The organism is Chelatococcus sp. KU-N122 (assembly GCF_055391085.1).
In genome coordinates, this window is record NZ_AP043981.1 from 3,294,519 (window position 1) to 3,311,369 (window position 16,851).

At 70.5% G+C, this 16,851-nt stretch carries 13 protein-coding genes; 7 read left to right on the top strand and 6 right to left on the bottom strand.

What is annotated here, in order from left to right:
* Positions 1-7 precede the first annotated feature (7 nt).
* The 6 genes from ACZ5PO_RS14760 to ACZ5PO_RS14785 all read right to left on the bottom strand — a co-directional run bounded on the left by ACZ5PO_RS14760 (position 8) and on the right by ACZ5PO_RS14785 (position 6,896).
* The gene (locus ACZ5PO_RS14760; RefSeq protein ID WP_464194685.1) at positions 8-2,428 is read right to left on the bottom strand and encodes an ATP-binding protein; all 2,421 of its coding nucleotides are present in this window, start codon (positions 2,426-2,428) and stop codon (positions 8-10) included.
* A gap of 7 nt (positions 2,429-2,435) precedes the next feature.
* Positions 2,436-3,728 carry a purine-cytosine permease family protein gene (locus ACZ5PO_RS14765; RefSeq protein WP_464194687.1) on the bottom strand — a complete coding sequence of 431 codons (1,293 nt, stop codon included), beginning with the start codon at positions 3,726-3,728 and terminating at the stop codon, positions 2,436-2,438.
* A 103-nt stretch (positions 3,729-3,831) separates the two neighbouring features.
* On the bottom strand, positions 3,832-4,497 hold the full coding sequence (gene nthB / locus ACZ5PO_RS14770; protein WP_464194689.1) for a nitrile hydratase subunit beta: 666 nt from the start codon (positions 4,495-4,497) through the stop codon (positions 3,832-3,834).
* Entirely contained in the window at positions 4,494-5,129 is a 636-nt protein-coding gene (gene nthA, locus ACZ5PO_RS14775; RefSeq protein ID WP_464194691.1) for a nitrile hydratase subunit alpha, read from the bottom strand. The genes nthB and nthA overlap by 4 nt, the downstream gene beginning before the upstream one ends.
* 122 nt (positions 5,130-5,251) lie before the next feature.
* The gene (locus ACZ5PO_RS14780; protein ID WP_464194693.1) at positions 5,252-6,514 is read right to left on the bottom strand and encodes an RNA polymerase sigma factor; all 1,263 of its coding nucleotides are present in this window, start codon (positions 6,512-6,514) and stop codon (positions 5,252-5,254) included.
* 4 nt (positions 6,515-6,518) lie between these two features.
* Complete coding sequence (locus ACZ5PO_RS14785) at positions 6,519-6,896, bottom strand: YciI family protein (RefSeq protein ID WP_464194695.1); 378 nt, start codon at positions 6,894-6,896, stop codon at positions 6,519-6,521.
* A 138-nt stretch (positions 6,897-7,034) separates the two neighbouring features.
* Here ACZ5PO_RS14785 and ACZ5PO_RS14790 point away from each other — a divergent pair, with 138 nt between their 5' ends.
* The 7 genes from ACZ5PO_RS14790 (at position 7,035) to ACZ5PO_RS14820 (ending at position 16,780) form a co-directional block, all read left to right on the top strand.
* Complete coding sequence (locus tag ACZ5PO_RS14790; RefSeq protein ID WP_464194697.1) at positions 7,035-7,478, top strand: DUF1810 domain-containing protein; 444 nt, start codon at positions 7,035-7,037, stop codon at positions 7,476-7,478.
* Between the two features lie 240 nt (positions 7,479-7,718).
* A complete protein-coding gene (locus ACZ5PO_RS14795) occupies positions 7,719-9,278 on the top strand; it encodes an ABC transporter substrate-binding protein (protein WP_464194699.1) in 1,560 nt (519 codons plus the stop codon).
* 13 nt (positions 9,279-9,291) lie between these two features.
* Entirely contained in the window at positions 9,292-10,908 is a 1,617-nt protein-coding gene (locus ACZ5PO_RS14800) for an AMP-binding protein (protein WP_464194701.1), read from the top strand.
* Positions 10,909-11,142: 234 nt separating this feature from the next.
* Complete coding sequence (locus ACZ5PO_RS14805) at positions 11,143-12,678, top strand: acyl-CoA carboxylase subunit beta (protein ID WP_464194703.1); 1,536 nt, start codon at positions 11,143-11,145, stop codon at positions 12,676-12,678.
* 151 nt (positions 12,679-12,829) lie between these two features.
* The gene (locus ACZ5PO_RS14810; RefSeq protein WP_464194705.1) at positions 12,830-13,450 is read left to right on the top strand and encodes a TetR/AcrR family transcriptional regulator; all 621 of its coding nucleotides are present in this window, start codon (positions 12,830-12,832) and stop codon (positions 13,448-13,450) included.
* Positions 13,451-13,538: 88 nt separating this feature from the next.
* A complete protein-coding gene (locus ACZ5PO_RS14815; protein WP_464196844.1) occupies positions 13,539-15,092 on the top strand; it encodes an acyl-CoA carboxylase subunit beta in 1,554 nt (517 codons plus the stop codon).
* Positions 15,093-15,154: 62 nt separating this feature from the next.
* A complete protein-coding gene (locus ACZ5PO_RS14820) occupies positions 15,155-16,780 on the top strand; it encodes an AMP-binding protein (protein WP_464194707.1) in 1,626 nt (541 codons plus the stop codon).
* Positions 16,781-16,851: the final 71 nt, after the last annotated feature.

The window sequence follows — 16,851 nt, forward strand, 5'->3', positions numbered from 1 at the left end:
CTTACGATCATTCGATCGGCGCGGGCTCGACGACTTGGTCGGGCGCTTCCGCCTGATCGAGGAATGCGCGGGCGAAGCGTAGCGCCTGTCGATGCGCCTCGACGACGCGCAGCGCGGCATCGGAGATGGCGGCTAGGCTCGCGGAGGGGGTGACGGTCTCCAGCTCCTCCGCCGCCGCCGCCAGGGCGTCGAAGCCCGCGTTGGAGGCTGCGCCGGCGAGGCGGTGCGCATGGTCAGCGATGTCGGAGGTATCCAGGCGCGAGCAGGCCTCGGCGATAGCCTCGACGGCGTCATCGGCCACGTCGACGAACGACGTCATGATGCGGCGGGCGCGAACCTGGCCGAGCTTTTCGCGCAGATGGGCGAAGCGCCGCGGCTCGGGCATCCCAATGTCGGGGTCCGGACGCCGCCGCAGCGCCGCCCGCAGCTTGCCGGCCTCGACCGGCTTCTCGATGATGCCGTCGATGCCCCGCAGCAGGTAGAGCGGCCGGTCGGAGAGGGATGGGGAGGCGGTGAGGCCGAGGATCGGGCCCTGGTGCCGGCGCGGTCCACGGTCGGCCCGGATCATGCGCGTCGCCGCCAGCCCGTCGACGCCGGGCATGCGGATATCCATCAGCACCAGGTCGAAACGCGCGTCCTCCAGCGCCTGGAGCGCTTCGGCGGCCGAGGCGACGGCGCGCACCTCGCAGCCGTCGGCCCGCAGAAGGTCGGCGACCACGTCGCGGTTGAGCGCCACGTCATCGACGACGAGCACCCGCGACGCCACGGGCGGCGCGTCGTCCTCGTCGCTGTCCGCCGACAGGCCGAAGGGCAGGCGGACGCGGAAGGCCGAGCCGCGCCCGACCTCGCTGTCGACCGAGATGGTGCCGCCCATGGCCTCGGCCAGTCCCTTGCTGATGGCGAGGCCGAGCCCGGTGCCGCCGTAGCGGCGGTCCCGCCCCGTCTCCGCCTGCGAGAACGGCTGGAAGAGCTGCGGGATGACCTCGGGCGCGATGCCGATGCCGCTGTCGATGACATCGATGGCGAGCTCGAGGCGCTCGTCGCCGGCGGGGGCCGCGTCGATGCGCACCTCGATGCTGCCCGCCTCGGTGAACTTGATGCCGTTGCCGACGAGGTTGACGATGATCTGCTGGAGCCGGGCGGGGTCGCCGAAGACCAGCGGCGGCAGCGGCGTCAGCATCGACACGCGGGCAGCCAGCCCCTTCTCCGGCGCCGCTGCGCTCGCCAGGGAGACGGCCGCCGTGATCGTCTCGCGCGGGTCGAACGGCTCGCGCTCCAGGCGCAGATGGCCGATCTCGATGAGCGCCAGATCGACGATGTCGTTGATGATCACGCCGAGCGTGCGGCTGGCCTGCACCATGCGCCGCACGACGTGCATGGCCGGATCCGGCAGCGGCTGCTTGGCCAGAAGCTGCGCCAGGCCGAGCACGCCGTTCACCGGCGTGCGCAACTCGTGGCTGATCATCGCCAGCGACTCGGATTTCATCTGCCCGAGGGCCTCGGCCTCGTTCTTCGCCCGCCTGAGCGCGGTCTCCGCCTCATGGCGGACGGTGATGTCGACGATGCTGGCGATGATCATGCGGCGCGCGCGGATCCGCACCGACTGGCGCGAGACGAGCATGTGGCGGACCGGGCGCGAGGGATCGGCAGTCGCGAACTCGCGCGTCTCGGCCTGCTCGTCGGCTCCCTGCATGTCGACGAGCCAGTGGAAGAGGTCGTCGTGGCGCCGCAACTGCGCCCGGAGGCCATCGAGGGAGCCGGCCACGTCGCCCGCAAACAGCTCGCGGGCGGGCGCGTTGGCGAACTGCGAGCGGCCGTCGGTGTCGATCAGCAGCAGCGGCACCGGTGACGCCTCGAGCAGGCGGCGGACCGAATAGTCGCTCAACCGGCTCTCGCGCACGAGCAGTAGCAACGAGCCCAGGAAGACGACGCAGCCGATGTCGATGGTGAGCCTGCTCCACAAGCCGACGGTGAGCGCCGTGACCGGCGCCGAGGTCATCACCGCCACCGAGCTGTCGCGCATGCCGGCGAACAGCTTGCCGTTGCGGATGACGAACTTGCCGCCCGTGTCCTCCGGCCGGGCGAGGTCGACGCCGAGCAGCGCGAGCGTAGGGTCGCGCGGCTCGGCGGTGAGCCGGAGCGCGACCGTCGCCTGGCCGGTCAGAGGCGCCAGGCCCGACGAGGTCTCGGTCCGCGCCCGACCAGGATCGTCGAGCACGGCCTTCATCTCGGCGATGCGCGGGTCGGCCGCGACGGTGGCGAACTGAAGCGCCAGCCGGGCCTCGTGGATCGAGAGATTGCTCAGGATGTCCTTGCGCGCCTGCAGTAGCAGGAAGGCCAGCGACGAGACGAGGATGATGGCGACCAGCCCCGTCCGTGCCTCGCCGGACGCCCGGGAGAAGAGGGATTTTGTCCGTTCGCCGGCCATCCGATCGTCAGTCGAGGGCTTCCGCGCCGAGCGAGCCGCGTCCGAGGCCGGCGCCGAGCGAATGAGGCGCGAGCGTCGCCAGGGCCAGATAGAGCAGGCCGGCGATCGGCGCGCCGACCAGGGGCGTCATGTCGCCCATGAAATCGGCGCGGATCGCCAGGGCGATCGCCACCGTCGCCGCCAATGCCACCAGCGCCGCGGCGTTGCAGCGGACGTCGCGGGCGCGGGAAAAGCCGATATGGCCGCGCACCACGTAATAGTCGGCGACGATGATTCCTCCGATCGGCGGGACGACGGCGCTCAGGACAATCGTCCAGTCGAAGACGTCGTTCATGGTGCCGGTGAGCGCCAGGATGAGGCCGAGGACGGCCGCGCCGCCGGAGACGAGCGCCCAGGACAGGCGCGGAAAGGCGCTCTTCAAGGTCACGCTCGCATTGGCGAGGCAGGCGTCGCAGGTGGTCCAGTGCGACAGCACGATCAAGCCCAGCAGGAACAACGAGAGCGGATCGCGGCGCGCAAAGAGCTCGTCCAGCCGCACGTGGGCGGCGCCGATCAGCACGCCGAGGATCAGGAAGAGCACATTGGAGACGATGAAGCCGATCGCCATGGCGTGGATGGCTTCGTTGCCCGTGCGGCAATAGCGGACGATGTCGCCCGTCATGGTGCCGCTGACGACGAACATGCCGAAGACGACGCAGACGCCGGTGCCGAACGAGAGCGGACCGCTCAGTGGGCCGTCGAAGACGGTGCCGAGGCTCGGGCCGATGTCGCGAACCGCAATGGCCACGGCGAAGAAGATCATGGCCGGGAAGGCGATGGCCGTGACGTTGAAGCCGCGGCTGAGGCCGGAGACCACCGGCGCGGCGAACAGCAGCCCGAACAGCAGCAGCCAGCCCGTCGGCGCGGAGACGAGGCCGGAGGCATCGGCCAGGACGGCCGTCGTCAGCATGACGTGGAAGCCGAACCAGCCCGCCACCAAGACCGCGAGCAGCACGCCCGGCAGGATCGCGCCGGCACGTCCGAAGACGGCCGTCAGCATCAGCTGCGAATTGAGGCCCCAACGGCCGGCGGCAAAGCCGATCGCCGCCGAGTAGATGAACAGCAGCCAGCTGCCGAGGACCGACGCCAGCAGGGCATCCGGCGTGCCGAGCTCGGCTTGCAGGCGGGTGCCGATCAAAATGGAGGCAAAGGCGGAGGTGAACCCGGACCAGGCGAAGGCCGGATGGGCCAAACCGCGCCGTGCCGCGAGCGGCACCGGCCAGATGACATCCTCGCCGTCTTTGCGCGTCTGCTCCGCCATCCCATCCCGGGCCGTTCCGCAGCGGAGCGCCGCTGCTCACTGCACCATGATCGCAGTCATGCAGGCAATCGCTATGCCACCGGCGGGGCCGGAGGACGGCGCCTCAGGACGCCGCCGGCTCCAGGTAGCTCTCCCACGCGTCGATGGACACCGTCAGCGTCGGGTCGGCGTCGCCGCCCCACAGCTCGCGCGCTGCGAAGCGCACGCAATAGAGCCACTGCGGACTCTCCCCCTGGCCGTGGGCGTGGGCATCCGGCAGCACGTAGCCGCCGTGGACGATCTCGACGGTGCCGCGCTTGCCGCGGGCGTAGCGCGGCAGCCGCGTGTGGCCCTTGGGGTTCATCTCGCGGCAGCGGACATGGTCGCCGACGCCGAAACGGGCGGGCGCCCCGACCGGCCGATCGTAGGGCGAGCCCTTGGCCATGGCGGCGAGCGCGGCCTCCGCCGACAGGACCCGCGGGATCGGGCGGGGCGCCTCGAGCGCGTGGCCTTGCGCCAGCTCCTCCGGGGTGACCAGTCCATGCGCGAGGAGCAGCCGCTCCAGCCCCTTGGTCCAGATCTCGTAATAGCTGGAGGCGAGATAGTCGGCCGGATGCAGGCTCTCGCGCATGTGGCGCGACGTGTCGATGTTCCAGAGACCCGAGCCGCCGGCGGCGACGGTCAGCGCCATGGCCCGCCGTTCCCAGGCGGCATGGAAGCGCACCGCCTCGTCCTCGGGCGTCACCGGGCCGAAGCCCATCATGCCGCCCATGTCCTGCGCGCCGTTCATGGCGTGGCTCCCTGGGGATCCCGGGCGAGGCCGGTGCCGATCATCGAGTCGCGCGTCACCAGCTCGGCCAGGGCCTCCTCCGACCAGCCGTCGGTGCCGGCCGGCCGCTGCGGGACGACGAGGTAGCGCAGCTCCGCGGTCGAGTCCCAGACGCGGATCGACGTATCCTGCGACAGCACCACGCCGAAGTCGGCGAGCACCGCGCGCGGCTCGATCACCGCGCGGGAGCGGTAGGGCGCCGACTTGTACCAGACCGGCGGCAGGCCGAGCACCGGCCAGGGGTAGCAGGAGCACAAGGTGCAGACGACCATGTTGTGCACCTCGGGGGTGTTGGCCACCGCCACCAGGTGCTCGCCCTGGCGCCCGGTGTAGCCGAGCGAATGGATGGCGGCGGTCCCGTCGGCGAGCAGCCAGTCGCGGTAGGCCGGATCGCTCCAGGCCTTGGCGACGACGCGGGCACCGTTGCGCGGCCCGACCCGCTGCTCATAGAGCTCGATGATGGCGTCGAGCGCCGCCGGATCGACATAGCCCTTCTCGACGAGGAGCGATTCCAGCGCCTTGACCCGCAGGGCTATCGGCGCAGGCTCGCCGCCCTCGTCGTGGTGGTCATGGTCGTGACCGGCATCGCTCATGGTTGTCTCCGCTGGGCCCGGCTACGCCGCGGACTTTGATCGCTCCGCCGGCTGCTGTCGAGCGGCGTGGTCTCCTTCTCCCCGCAAGCGGGGCAAGGTGCGCGGCTGCGCCGCCAGCGGTCTCAGCCTTTGCTCAAGCCGTCCCGCCGCCGGGTGAGCCAGAGCCGCTCGGCCGGCCCCGGCTCCAGGGCGAGCGCGGCCGCGTAGGCCGCCCGCGCCTCCGCCGGACGGCCGAGGCGGCGCAGGAGGTCGGCGCGCACGGCGTGGTAGGGCAGGAACTGGTCGAGGCCCTGCGCCGGCAGCGCCTCGAGCTCGCCGAGCGCCGCGGCCGGCCCGCCGATCTCGGCCAGCGCGACGGCCCGGTTCAAGCGCACGATCGGATCGTCGCGGCGGCTGAGCAGGAGGTCGTAGAGCGCCAGCACCCCGGCCCAGGGCGGCGGCTCGGCCAGGCTGCGCCGGCCGCACCACAGGCCGTGGATGGTGGCCTGGACGACGCGCGATGCTGCCGGCTTGGGGACGACGGCGCGCGCCAGATAGGCATCGGCCTCGGCGATCAGCGCGCGGTTCCATTGGCGCGGGTCCTGCTCCGCCAGGGGAACCATGAGGCCGCCGTCGTCGAGCCGGGCCGGACGGCGCGCTTCGGCATAGCGGACGGTCGCGGCCAGCGCCAAGGCCTCCGGCTCGCCCGGCAGCATCTCGGCGAGCAGGCGCGTCAGGTGCAGCATCTCCGCCCCGTAGCCGGCGTGCGGCCCGGCGCCGGCCGCGTCCTCGTGCGCCTTGGCGTACGCCACGTCGAGGGTGGACAGCACGGCGTGCAGTCGCTCCGGCCAGGCCGCCGGCCCGGGGATCTCGAAGGGCACGCCGGCCTCCGCGATCTTGCGCTTGGCCCGCACCAGGCGCTGCGCCAGCGTCGGCTCCGGCAGCAGGAAGGCCCGGGCGATCTCGCCCGTGGCGAGGCCGCACACCAGCCGCAGCGTCAGCGCGGCCCGGGCCTCGACGGCGACGGCCGGATGGCAGCAGACGAAGATCAGCCGCAGCCGCTCGTCGGGGATCATGTGGGCGTCGTCGCTCATGACGTCCTCCGCGGTGGGCTCCGGCGGCGGCGGCTCTGGTGCCAGGCGTTGACGCGTGCGCTGGCGCCGCAAGGCGTCGAGCGCCCGGCGCTCGGCGGCGCGGTAGAGCCAGGCGGCGGGATCGCGCGGCGTGCCGTCCCGTGGCCAGGCCTCCAAGGCGCGCACGCACGCTTCGGCGAAGGCCTCCTCGGCCAGGTCGAGATCGCGGAAGCGGGCGGCGAGGGCGGCGACGACGCGGCCGCCCGCCTCGCGGAAAACAGCCTCCAACTCCCGGCGCTCCAGCGCCGGGCGCTCGGGTCCCTCGCCGCCCATCGCCCTAGATCGAGCTCGATCGGCTCGCATCGGCCGGCGGCGGGATCAGCGGCCGGACCTCGACGGCGCCGTTGGCGCTCAGCGGCACGCGCCGCGCGATGGCGATGGCCGCATCGAGATCCGCTGCCTCGATGATGTAGAAGCCGCCGAGCTGCTCCTTGGTCTCGGCAAACGGCCCATCGTGAAGGGCCTGGCGCCCGTCCGCGGTGCGCACGGTGGTGGCGAAGGCCGTCCCCTTCAGCCCGGCGCCGGCGACGCGCGCTGCGCCCAGCTCCTTGACGAAATCCCAGTGGCGGGCGGCGACCTCCTTGAGCGCCGGCCCGCTCTTCTCCGGGCCGCCGTAGACCGCCTCGTTCTCGTACAGCATCAGCATATATTGCATGGTGTGGGGCTCTTCTCGTTTCGGCGGAGCCGCGGATTGCGGCACCGACAATTCCAAGGCGCACGGACGGGGCGGATTTCGACAGCGGCCCGATCCAAATTTTCGCCCTTCGTGCCGTGCGCCCGTACGGAGAGTGGCATGGCGGATGCCGACCCTTTCGATCTCGAGCGGTTCGTCGCCGCGCAGGCGCCGGTGTTCGACAGGGCGCTGGCCGAGCTGACGGCCGGCCGCAAGCGCAGCCACTGGATGTGGTTCATCTTCCCACAGCTGGAGGGCCTGGGCTATTCGGCGATGGCGCAGCACTACGCCATCGGCTCGCTCGCCGAGGCGCGCGCCTATCTTGCCCATCCCGTGCTCGGCCCGCGGCTGGTCCGCTGCACGGACGCGGTGCTGGCCCACGAGGGCGCCTGCCTCCGCGCGATCTTCGGCTCTCCCGACGACATGAAGTTCCGCTCGTCGATGACCCTGTTCGCCCGGGCGGCCGATGCTGGCCAGACGTGCTTCGCGCGCGCCCTCGACGGCTTCAGCGGCGGCGTCGGCGACGACAAGACCCTGGCGCTGCTGCGGTCCGGGGGAGCCTGAGGGACACCGGCAGCCGCCGTATCAATCTCTTTACAGGTCGGCCGCCGATGTTACAGTCCCGTCCGTCGACTTACGCCAGCGTAAGATAACAATCAGCAACGTAAGCCCGCGCATCCATAAGCGGGCCAAGGAATGGGAAACGCCAAGCCGGAACCGAGGCCGCCGTCCATCCGGGCGGCCGAGGCGCCGGCTCACCAGGACAAGATGGCCGGGCCATCCGGCCAGACCAGGGAGGGAAACATGACCGATCCGCGCGTCCGCGGCCCCGCCATCGACCGACGCCGCCTGATCGGCGCCGGCCTCGCCGGGGCCGGCCTGCTCGTCTTCGACCTGCCGGGCTTCGGCCGCGCCCAGGCCCAGCAGGGCAGCGCGCTGCGGGTCTCGGCCAACGTCAACCCGTCCACGCTCGACCCGGTGACCGGCCGCAGCGGCGGCGACCACCAGTTCCTCTATCCGCTCTACGACACGCTGGTGCAGTGGGATCCCAAGACGCTGGAGGCCCGGCCGGGGCTCGCCCAGTCCTGGACCTACAAGGACGACACCACGCTGGTGCTGGAGCTCAGGCCCGGCGTCACCTTCCATGACGGCACGCCGCTCGACGCCGAAGCGGTCAAGTTCAACCTCGATCGCGCCCTGGGCGACGCCAAGTCCAACATCAAGGTCGACCTCTCGTCGGTGGAGGCGGTGGAGGCCAGCGGGTCGATGACGGTCACGATCAAGCTCAAGGCCCAGGATCGGTCGCTGCCCCTCATCCTGTCCGACCGGGCCGGGATGATAGCTTCGCCCACGGCCGTCAAGGCAGGCGGCGGCAGCATCGACCGGGCGCCGGTGGGCGCCGGCCCCTGGAAGTTCGTGAAGTGGGACGACAACGCCATTGTCGTCTACGAGCGCAACCTCGCCTACTGGGACAAGGGCCTTCCCAAGGTCGACCGGCTCGAGATGAAGGTGATCCCCGAGGTGGCGACCGGCGTGCGCTCGGTGGTGGCCGGCGAGAACGACATCGTCGTCGGCGTGCCGCCGATGCAGAAGGTGATCCTCGACCGCTCCGACAAGGTCGCGGTGTACGCGACACCGTCGCTCTACCTGCACATGATCTACCTGGATTTCTCCAAGCCGCCGTTCAACGACCTGCGGGTGCGCAAGGCGCTCAACCTCGCCGTCGACCGCAGCATCTTCAACAAGCTCACCATGGCCGGCCTCGGCCAGCCGGCGACGACGCTGTTCCCTAAGGAATTCTGGGCCCACGACGGCTCGCTCGGCGACATCCTCGCCTACGATCCCGAGCGGGCGAAGGCGCTGCTCAAGGAAGCCGGCAGCCCGGAAGTGACCTTCACCGGCATCACCTATTCCGACCAGGCGGCGGTGAAGCGCGGCGAGCTCCTGAGCGAGATGTGGCGCAAGGTCGGCATCAAGGCGCAGATGCGGACGGCCTCCGTGCCCGAGGCCTCGGCGGCCTTCTTCTTCCAGCGGCAGGTCGACATGTTCGTCGCCGCCATCACCTCGCGGCCGGATCCGTCGATGGGGCTCTATACGCTGTTCGGCAAAGTTTCGCCCTACAACGGCGGCCGCCAGGAGATCCCCGGCATGGAGGCGGCGCTGGCGGAATCGCGCATGGGCGCCACCCAGGAGCAGCGCAAGGTCGGGCTGTCCAAGGTGCAGCGCATCGCGCTCGAGCAGGCGGTGTTCGTGCCGCTGGTGTTCGACGTCAGCATCACCGCCGTCAGCAAGAAGTTCGACGGCTTCCAGCCCAACCTGTTCGGACGGCCACGGTACGAGACCGTCGGCGTCGCCGCGAGCTGAGGGGAGGGCGCTCATGCTCGACAAGCGCATGCCGCCGCGGGACGACGTCGTCATCCGCGACCTCATCGACCGGCGGGCGCGGGAGATTCCCGACCACGTCTTCGCGGTGTTTCCCGACGGCGCCCAATGGACTTACGGAGACTTGCGCACGCGGGTGCGCAACTGCGCCGAGGCACTGCAGCGGCTCGGGGCCAAGCAGGGCGACTTCGTGCTGGTCTGGCTGCCCAACGGCCCGGCCTGCCTCGAGGTCATGTTCGCGCTGAACTACCTGGGCGCGGTCTACGTGCCGATCAACACGGGCTACCGCGGCGGCCTGCTGGCGCACGTCATCGACAATGCCGGCGCCAGGCTGATGATCGCCGACGCGCAGCTCGTCGAGCGGCTGGCCGATGTGAGCCATGCTGAGCTGCGCACGGTCGTGGTGGTCGGCGGCCGAGCCCGCGAGGTGCCCGGCCTCACGCTGCTGGGGCAGGAGGCGCTGGCCGGCAACGGCGACGCGCTCGAGCCGCCGCATCGCGAGATCGAGCCCTGGCACACGCTGTCGATCATCTACACGTCCGGCACCACCGGCCCGTCCAAGGGCGTGCTCATTTCGGCGCTGCAGATGTGGGCGACATTCATCCCTCGCGGCGTCCTGGAGCCGGAGGACCGCACGCTGGTGACGCTGCCCATGTTCCACGTGGGCGGCGCCGGGCCGATCTGGTCGACCCTGATGCGCGGCGGCTCCTTCGCCCTGACCGAGGCGTTCCGCACCGGCGAGTTCTGGGCCACGATCCGCCGGTTCGGCATCAGCCACACCATCCTCCTCGGCGCCATGACGCCGTTCCTGCTGAAGGAGCCGCCATCTCCCGACGACCGCACGCATCCGCTCACCAAGGTGTCGATGATCCCGCTCACTGATCAGCACCGGGAGTTCACCGCCCGCTTCGGCGTCGAGGTCTACACCGGCTTCAACATGACGGAGACGTCGTCGCCGCTGCATTGCGGGCCCAATCCGCCGGCGGCGGGCACCTGCGGCCAGCCCCGCGAGGGCATCGAGGCCCGGGTCGTCGACGGGAACGATTGCGAGGTCGCCCCGGGCGTGGTGGGCGAGCTGATCCTGCGGGCCGACATGCCGTTTGCCCTCAACCACGGCTACCACAAGAACCCGGAGGCGACGGCCAAGGCCTGGCGCAACGGCTGGTTCCACACCGGCGATGCCTTCCGCCGCGACGAGGGGGGCAACTTCTACTTCGTCGACCGCATGAAGGACGCCATCCGCCGGCGCGGCGAGAACATCTCGTCGTTCGAGGTGGAGAAGGAGATCGTCGCCCACGAGGACGTCCGCGACGCCGCCGTGGTGGCGGTGCCGAGCGAGTTCGGCGAGGACGAGGTGATGGCGATCGTCAGCCTGGCGCCTGGCCGCGACAGCATCGACCTGCCGGCGCTGGTCGAGTTCCTGAGGCCCCGGCTCGCCCATTTCATGGTGCCGCGCTACTTCCGCATCATCGACGACCTGCCGCGCACCCCGACCGAGAAGGTGCAGAAGCACATCCTGCGGTCGGACGGCGTCACGCCCGACACCTGGGACCGCGAGAAGGCCGGCATCGTGCTCAAGCGCGAGCGCCTGACCCAGGGCACCGCCGCGTGAGGGCCTCGTCAGCTGGTGTCGTGGCGGTGGTTCACCCCCACCAGTCCCTCCCCTTCGGTCGGGACAGCCTCCCCACAAGGGGGAGGCCGTTCGGCTGGCCGCCCCACGCATGCAAAGCGAGGCTCCTCCCTCCCCCTTGTGGGGAGGGATTAAGGGTGGGGGGTGAACCGCGACGCTTTCAGAACAAGACCCTCCGCCACACGACAAGCCGCATGATCGGGACGACAGAAAGCAATGACTGGTAAGACGACAGCCGATCTGGCGGCCGAGCTCGACGCCAAGCGACGCAAGGTGCGGGCGATGGGCGGCGAAGCCAAGCTCGCCGCCCGGCGCGAGCGCGGCATCATGAACGCGCGCGAGCGCATCGACGCTTTGGTCGATCCCGAGAGCTTCAGCGAGATCGGCGAGTTCGCCCATTCGGCCCGCGACGAGGACAAGGAGCGCACGCCGGCCGAGGGCATCGTCACCGGCTTCGGCCGGGTCGACGGCCGCGAGGTGGCGGTCGCCTCCTTCGACCTGACGACGCTCGGCGCGTCGTCGTCGGTGACCAACATCCGCAAGCTCGCCTTCCTCAAGTCCAGCGCCTCGCGCGCCGGCATCCCCTGCGCCTTCCTGATCGAGTCGGCCGGCGCGCGCATGCCCGACATCCAGGGCGCCGTCGGCATGGGCCGCATCGGGCTGCTGCCGGCCAACAACCGCGAGCGCGACGTGCCCTGGGTCAGCGCCGTGCTCGGGCCGTGCTACGGCATGGGCACCTGGTACGCGGTTCAGTCCGACTTCTCCGTCATGCGCCGCGACGCCACGTTCTCGGTCTCCAGCCCTAAGGTCGTCTCGGTGGCGCTGAGCCAGGAGGTGACGCCCGAGGAGCTCGGCGGCTCCGACGTGCACGCCGAGGTGACGGGCCAGACCGATCTGGTGACCGACACCGACGCAGAGGCGATCGCGGCGTTGCGCCGCTTCCTGTCCTATCTGCCGTCGAACAGCGCCGAGACGCCGCCGCGTGCCGAAGGCCCGGCCCGCGCCCACGCGCCGGAGGAGGTCGACGCGCTCATCCCGACCGCGCGCCACAAGATCTACGACGGCCGCAAGCTGGTCGAGCTGCTGGCCGACGCGGGCTCGGTGATGCCGTTCCGGCAGCGCTACGGCCGCACGCTCGAGACGTCGCTGGCACGGCTTGACGGCCGTCCGATCGGCATCATCGCCAGCAACCCGATGCGCAAGGGCGGCGCCATCGACGGGCCGTCCTGCAACAAGATGACCGAGTTCATCGTGCTCTGCGACAGCTTCAACATCCCGCTGGTGCTGCTCGCCGACACGCCCGGCTTCCTCGTCGGCCTCAAGCCCGAGCTCGACGGTGTCGCCGGCGCGATCATGAACAACCTGCGGGCGCTGGCACTGGCCAGCGTGCCCAAGCTCGCCGTCGTGGTGCGCAAGAGCTACGGCCAGGCCTATCTCAACCTGGGCGGCGGCGTCGCCGACGCGGTCGCGGTGATGACCACGGGCGAGGTCGGCTTCGTCGATCCGGCCGTGGCGGTGAGCGTGGTGCACAACCGCCGCCCCGAGCCCGGCGACACCAGCTACGGCGAGCTGATGGACGAGATGGTGGTCAGCAACTCGCCCTACGAGCTCGCCGGCATCTTCGCCGCGCACGCGGTGATCCGCCCCGGCGAGACGCGGGCGTGGCTGATCCGCATGCTCGATGTGTACCAGCGCCGCATGCAGGGCGGCATCAGCCAGCACCGCCTGGCAACGTGGCCGACGAGTCTCTAGGATTTTGAGATGGATGGCCGGGTCAAGCCCGGCCATGACGCTTGAGGGACGGGCGGCAAGGTCCCAGCCTCGTCATGGCCGGGCTTGACCCGGCCATCCATCCACCCAGGAAACCCCGCCCCCAGGTAGCGCTCGAAAGGTGCAGGATCCCGTGACGCAGGCAAGGCCCCGGTGGAATGGCGAGTTCGAGTCGTCGTCGGAGCAGCAGGCGCTCAAGCGCCGCCTCATCCTGCGCGAGGCGGGAGCGGCCTTCAACGAGCGCGGCTTCCGCAATGTTTCACTGGACGAAGTCGCGGTGAAGCTCGGGATCTCCAAGACGGTCTGCTATTATTACTTCCGCGACAAGAACCATCTGCTGCTGAGCTGCGTCGAGATCGGCTTCGAACTGGCCGAGCACGCGCTCGACGTGGCCGAGGCGTTGAGCGGCCGGGGCCTCGACAAGGTCGTCGCCTTCACGCGCACTTATGTCGAGGGCATCACCTCGGACCTTGGCACCTGCGCCGTGCTCACCGACATGAACTCGCTGCATGCGGACGACCTCAAGGCCGTGCGGGCCCGCCAGCGCCAGTTCGGCCGGCGTCTCATCAAGCTGGTGGAGGCGGGCCAGGCCGACGGCAGCATTGATGTGGCCGACGCCCGGGCTGCGGTGAGCTGGATCGTCAGCGCGCCGCTCATGATCCCCCGCCTGACCGAGCTGTGGCAGAGGCAGGGCACAGCGTGGCTCGCCGACCACTATGCCGAGTTCACACGCCGGTCGCTGGCCCGGCGGTGAGACGGCGGCCCGCGAAAGGCCGCCGGCGGCGGCCGGCGGCGGCCTGCCGATCCAACAACACGACGACAAGGAGACGCTCCTCGTGACGATGCAGGTCGAATCCCGTGCCCTTCTGAGCGATGTGGAAGAGGCGAAGGCGACACTGACCGACGCCCGCCGCAGCACGGCCCTGGAGCGCCAGCGCAAGCGCGCCGACATGACCGCGCGCGAGCGGGTGGCCTACCTCTGCGACGAGGGCACGTTCCAGGAGATCGGCGGCCTCGCCCATCCCAAGGAGGGCGCGGCGAAGAAGGCGCCCGCCGACGGCGTGATCGTCGGCACCGGCAAGGTCGACGGCCGCTGGTGTGCCATCGTCTCCCAGGATTTCAGCGTGTTCGGCGGCTCCATCGGCGAGATCGGCAGCGCCAAGACCAGCCGCATCGCCGATATCGCGCGCGAGCACGGCATGCCGCTGGTCATGCTGCTCGACGGCGGCGGCCACCGCATCCAGGGCGGTCAGAACTCCCGGCACTTCGCCAAGGCAGGGCCCTTCTTCCACGAGCTGGCGCGCATGTCCGGCTGGGTGCCGATGGTCGCGGCCATGCTCGGCGCCGGCTTTGCCGGGCCCACCAACTACGCCGGCATGGCCGATTTCGTCGTCATGGTGCGCGGCCGCTCCACCATGGGCCTGGCCGGTCCGGCGCTGGTGAAGGCCGGCACCGGCGAGGACATCGGCCTGGAGGAGCTGGGCGGCGCCGAAGCCCAGGTCGACCGCCACGGCCTCGCCGATCTCGGCGTCGAGAGCGAGGCGGCGGCGCTCGACGCGGTGAAGCGCTATCTCTCCTACCTGCCCTCCAATGCCCGCGAGCCGCTGCCGATCCGGCCGAGCGACGACCCGGCGACGCGCCGGGCCGAGGCGCTGCTCGACATCGTCCCCGCCAACACGCGGCGCGTCTACGACATCCGCAAGGTCATCGACCTCGTCGTCGACGCCGGCAGCGGCTTCGAGATCAAGCCCACCTTCGCCAGGAACATCGTCACCACGCTCGCCCGCCTCGATGGCCGGTCGGTCGGCATCATCGCCAACCAGCCGATGCGGCTCGGCGGCATGCTCACCTCCGACGCCTGCGACAAGGCGGCTCACTTCATCGCCGTGTGCGACGCCTTCGGCCTGCCGCTGGTCTACCTGATCGACGTGCCCGGCTTCTCGATCGGCTCCGGCGCCGAGCGCACCGTGCTCGGACGGCACAGCGCCAAGATGGTGTTCGAGCTGGGCCAAGCCTCGGTGCCCCGCATCTCCATCGTGCTGCGCAAGGGCTACGGCCTCGGCTATTTCGCCATGTGCGGCGGCCGCAGCTTCGATGCCGACGCGAGCTTCGCCTGGCCGACGGCAGAAATCTGCGCCATGTCGATCGAGGGCTCCGTCGACGTCGCCTACCGCCAGGACTACGAGAAGGCGCCCGATCCCGCCGCCCGCCGGCAGGAGCTGATCGACAAGATCCGCGCCGACATCGGCGTGCTGGAGGCGGCCGGCGGCTTCGGCATCGACGACGTGATCGATCCCCGCGACACCCGGCTGCAGCTCATCTCCGTCCTGAGCCGGGCGCCGGCCCGGCGCGACAACCGCCAGCCGCCGAAATTTAGGAGCATCGTCCCGATCTGACCGGGACGCGCGCCGCCCCCCAAGGCGCTACGCCGGGAAACAACGACAAGCAGGAGGAAACTATGGAGAAGGGGTGGACCGACCCGCGCGTGCCTGCGCCGGACGTCTGCGTCCTACGCGACGTGCTCGAGCGACGGGTCCGCGAGCAGCCGGACAAGGTCTTCGTGCGTTTCGCCGACGGCGGCGAGTGGACCTATCGTCAGATACGCGAGGTCGCGGTGCGGGCGGCCCACGGCTTTCGCGCGCTCGGCGTGAAGCAGGGCGACCACGTGCTGTCGTGGCTCCCCAACGGCCGCGACGCCTTCCGTGTCTGGTTCGGCCTCAACTACCTCGGTGCAGTCTACGTCCCGGTCAACCTGGCCTACCGCGGCAGCATCCTGGCGCACGTGGTAGAGAATTCCGACGCCCGGCTGATCGTGGCCCACGCCGAGCTTCTCGGGCGGCTCGGCGCCATCGACCGCGCCAAGCTGGAAGAGGCCGTGGTGATCGGCGGCGAGGCCGGGGCCGAGACGGGGCTCGCCGTGCACCCGGCCGGTGTGCTCGCGGTGGAGGCGAGCGACCCGCCGGAGCTCGAGCGGCCGATCATGCCGTGGGACACCCAGTCGATCATCTATACCTCCGGCACCACCGGGCCGTCGAAAGGGGTGCTGTCGAGCTACCTGCACCTCTATTCCATGTCGGCCGAGCCGTGGCCCTACTTCGGGCCTGACGACCGTGGCATGTGCAACCTGCCACTGTTCCACGCGGGCGGCACCGGCGCCGTCTATCGCTCGCTGGTGCGCGGCGCCTCGGTCGCCGTCTTCGACGCGTTCTCGACCCAGGATTTCTGGCGTCTGGTGCGCGAGCACGGCGTGACGACGACGGTGCTGCTCGGCGTCATGGCGACCTTCCTGGTGAAGCAGCCGCCGTCCGATGAGGACCGCGGCCACGGGCTCAAGTCGGTCACCATGGTGCCGCTGTGCGAGGACGCGGAGCTGTTCTCGCAGCGCTTCGGCGTCGACGTCTACACCACCTTCAACATGACCGAGACGTCCTGCCCGATCGTCTCCGAGCGCAACCCGCCGGCGCTGTCGAGCTGTGGCAAGCCCCGTCCGGGCGTCGCCGTGCGCGTCGTCGACGGTAACGATTGCGAGGTGGCGGTCGGCGAGGTGGGCGAGCTGCTGGTCCGCACCGATCGGCCGTGGGCGATGAACCACGGCTACTACAAGAACCCGGAGGCGACAGCGAAAGCCTGGCGTAACGGCTGGTTCCACACGGGCGATGCTTTCCGCATGGACGCCAACGGCGATTTCTTCTTCGTCGACCGGATGAAGGACGCTATCCGCCGGCGCGGCGAGAACATCTCGTCCTTCGAGGTCGAAACCGAGATCTGCGCGCACCCGGCGGTGAAGGAAGCGGCGGTCGTCGCCGTGCCGAGCGAGTTCGCCGAGGACGAGGTGCTGGCGGCGGTGTCGCTCACCGAGGGGGCGGAGCTCGATCCGGCCGAGCTGGTCGCCTTCCTGCTGCCGCGCATGGCCCACTTCATGGTGCCGCGCTACGTGCGCGTGCTGCCCGACCTGCCGAAGGCGCCGACGCAGAAGGTGCAGAAGCATATCGTGCGCAGCGAGGGGGTGACCGCCGACACCTGGGACCGGGAGGCGGCGGGCATCCGCATCAAGCGCGAGAAGATCGGGGCATCCGCCGCCTAACGCATGGCGGCTTTCCGCTGGGACATCAGCCCGACAACCAGAATAGCAGAACGGCGCACCCGCTCCTGGGT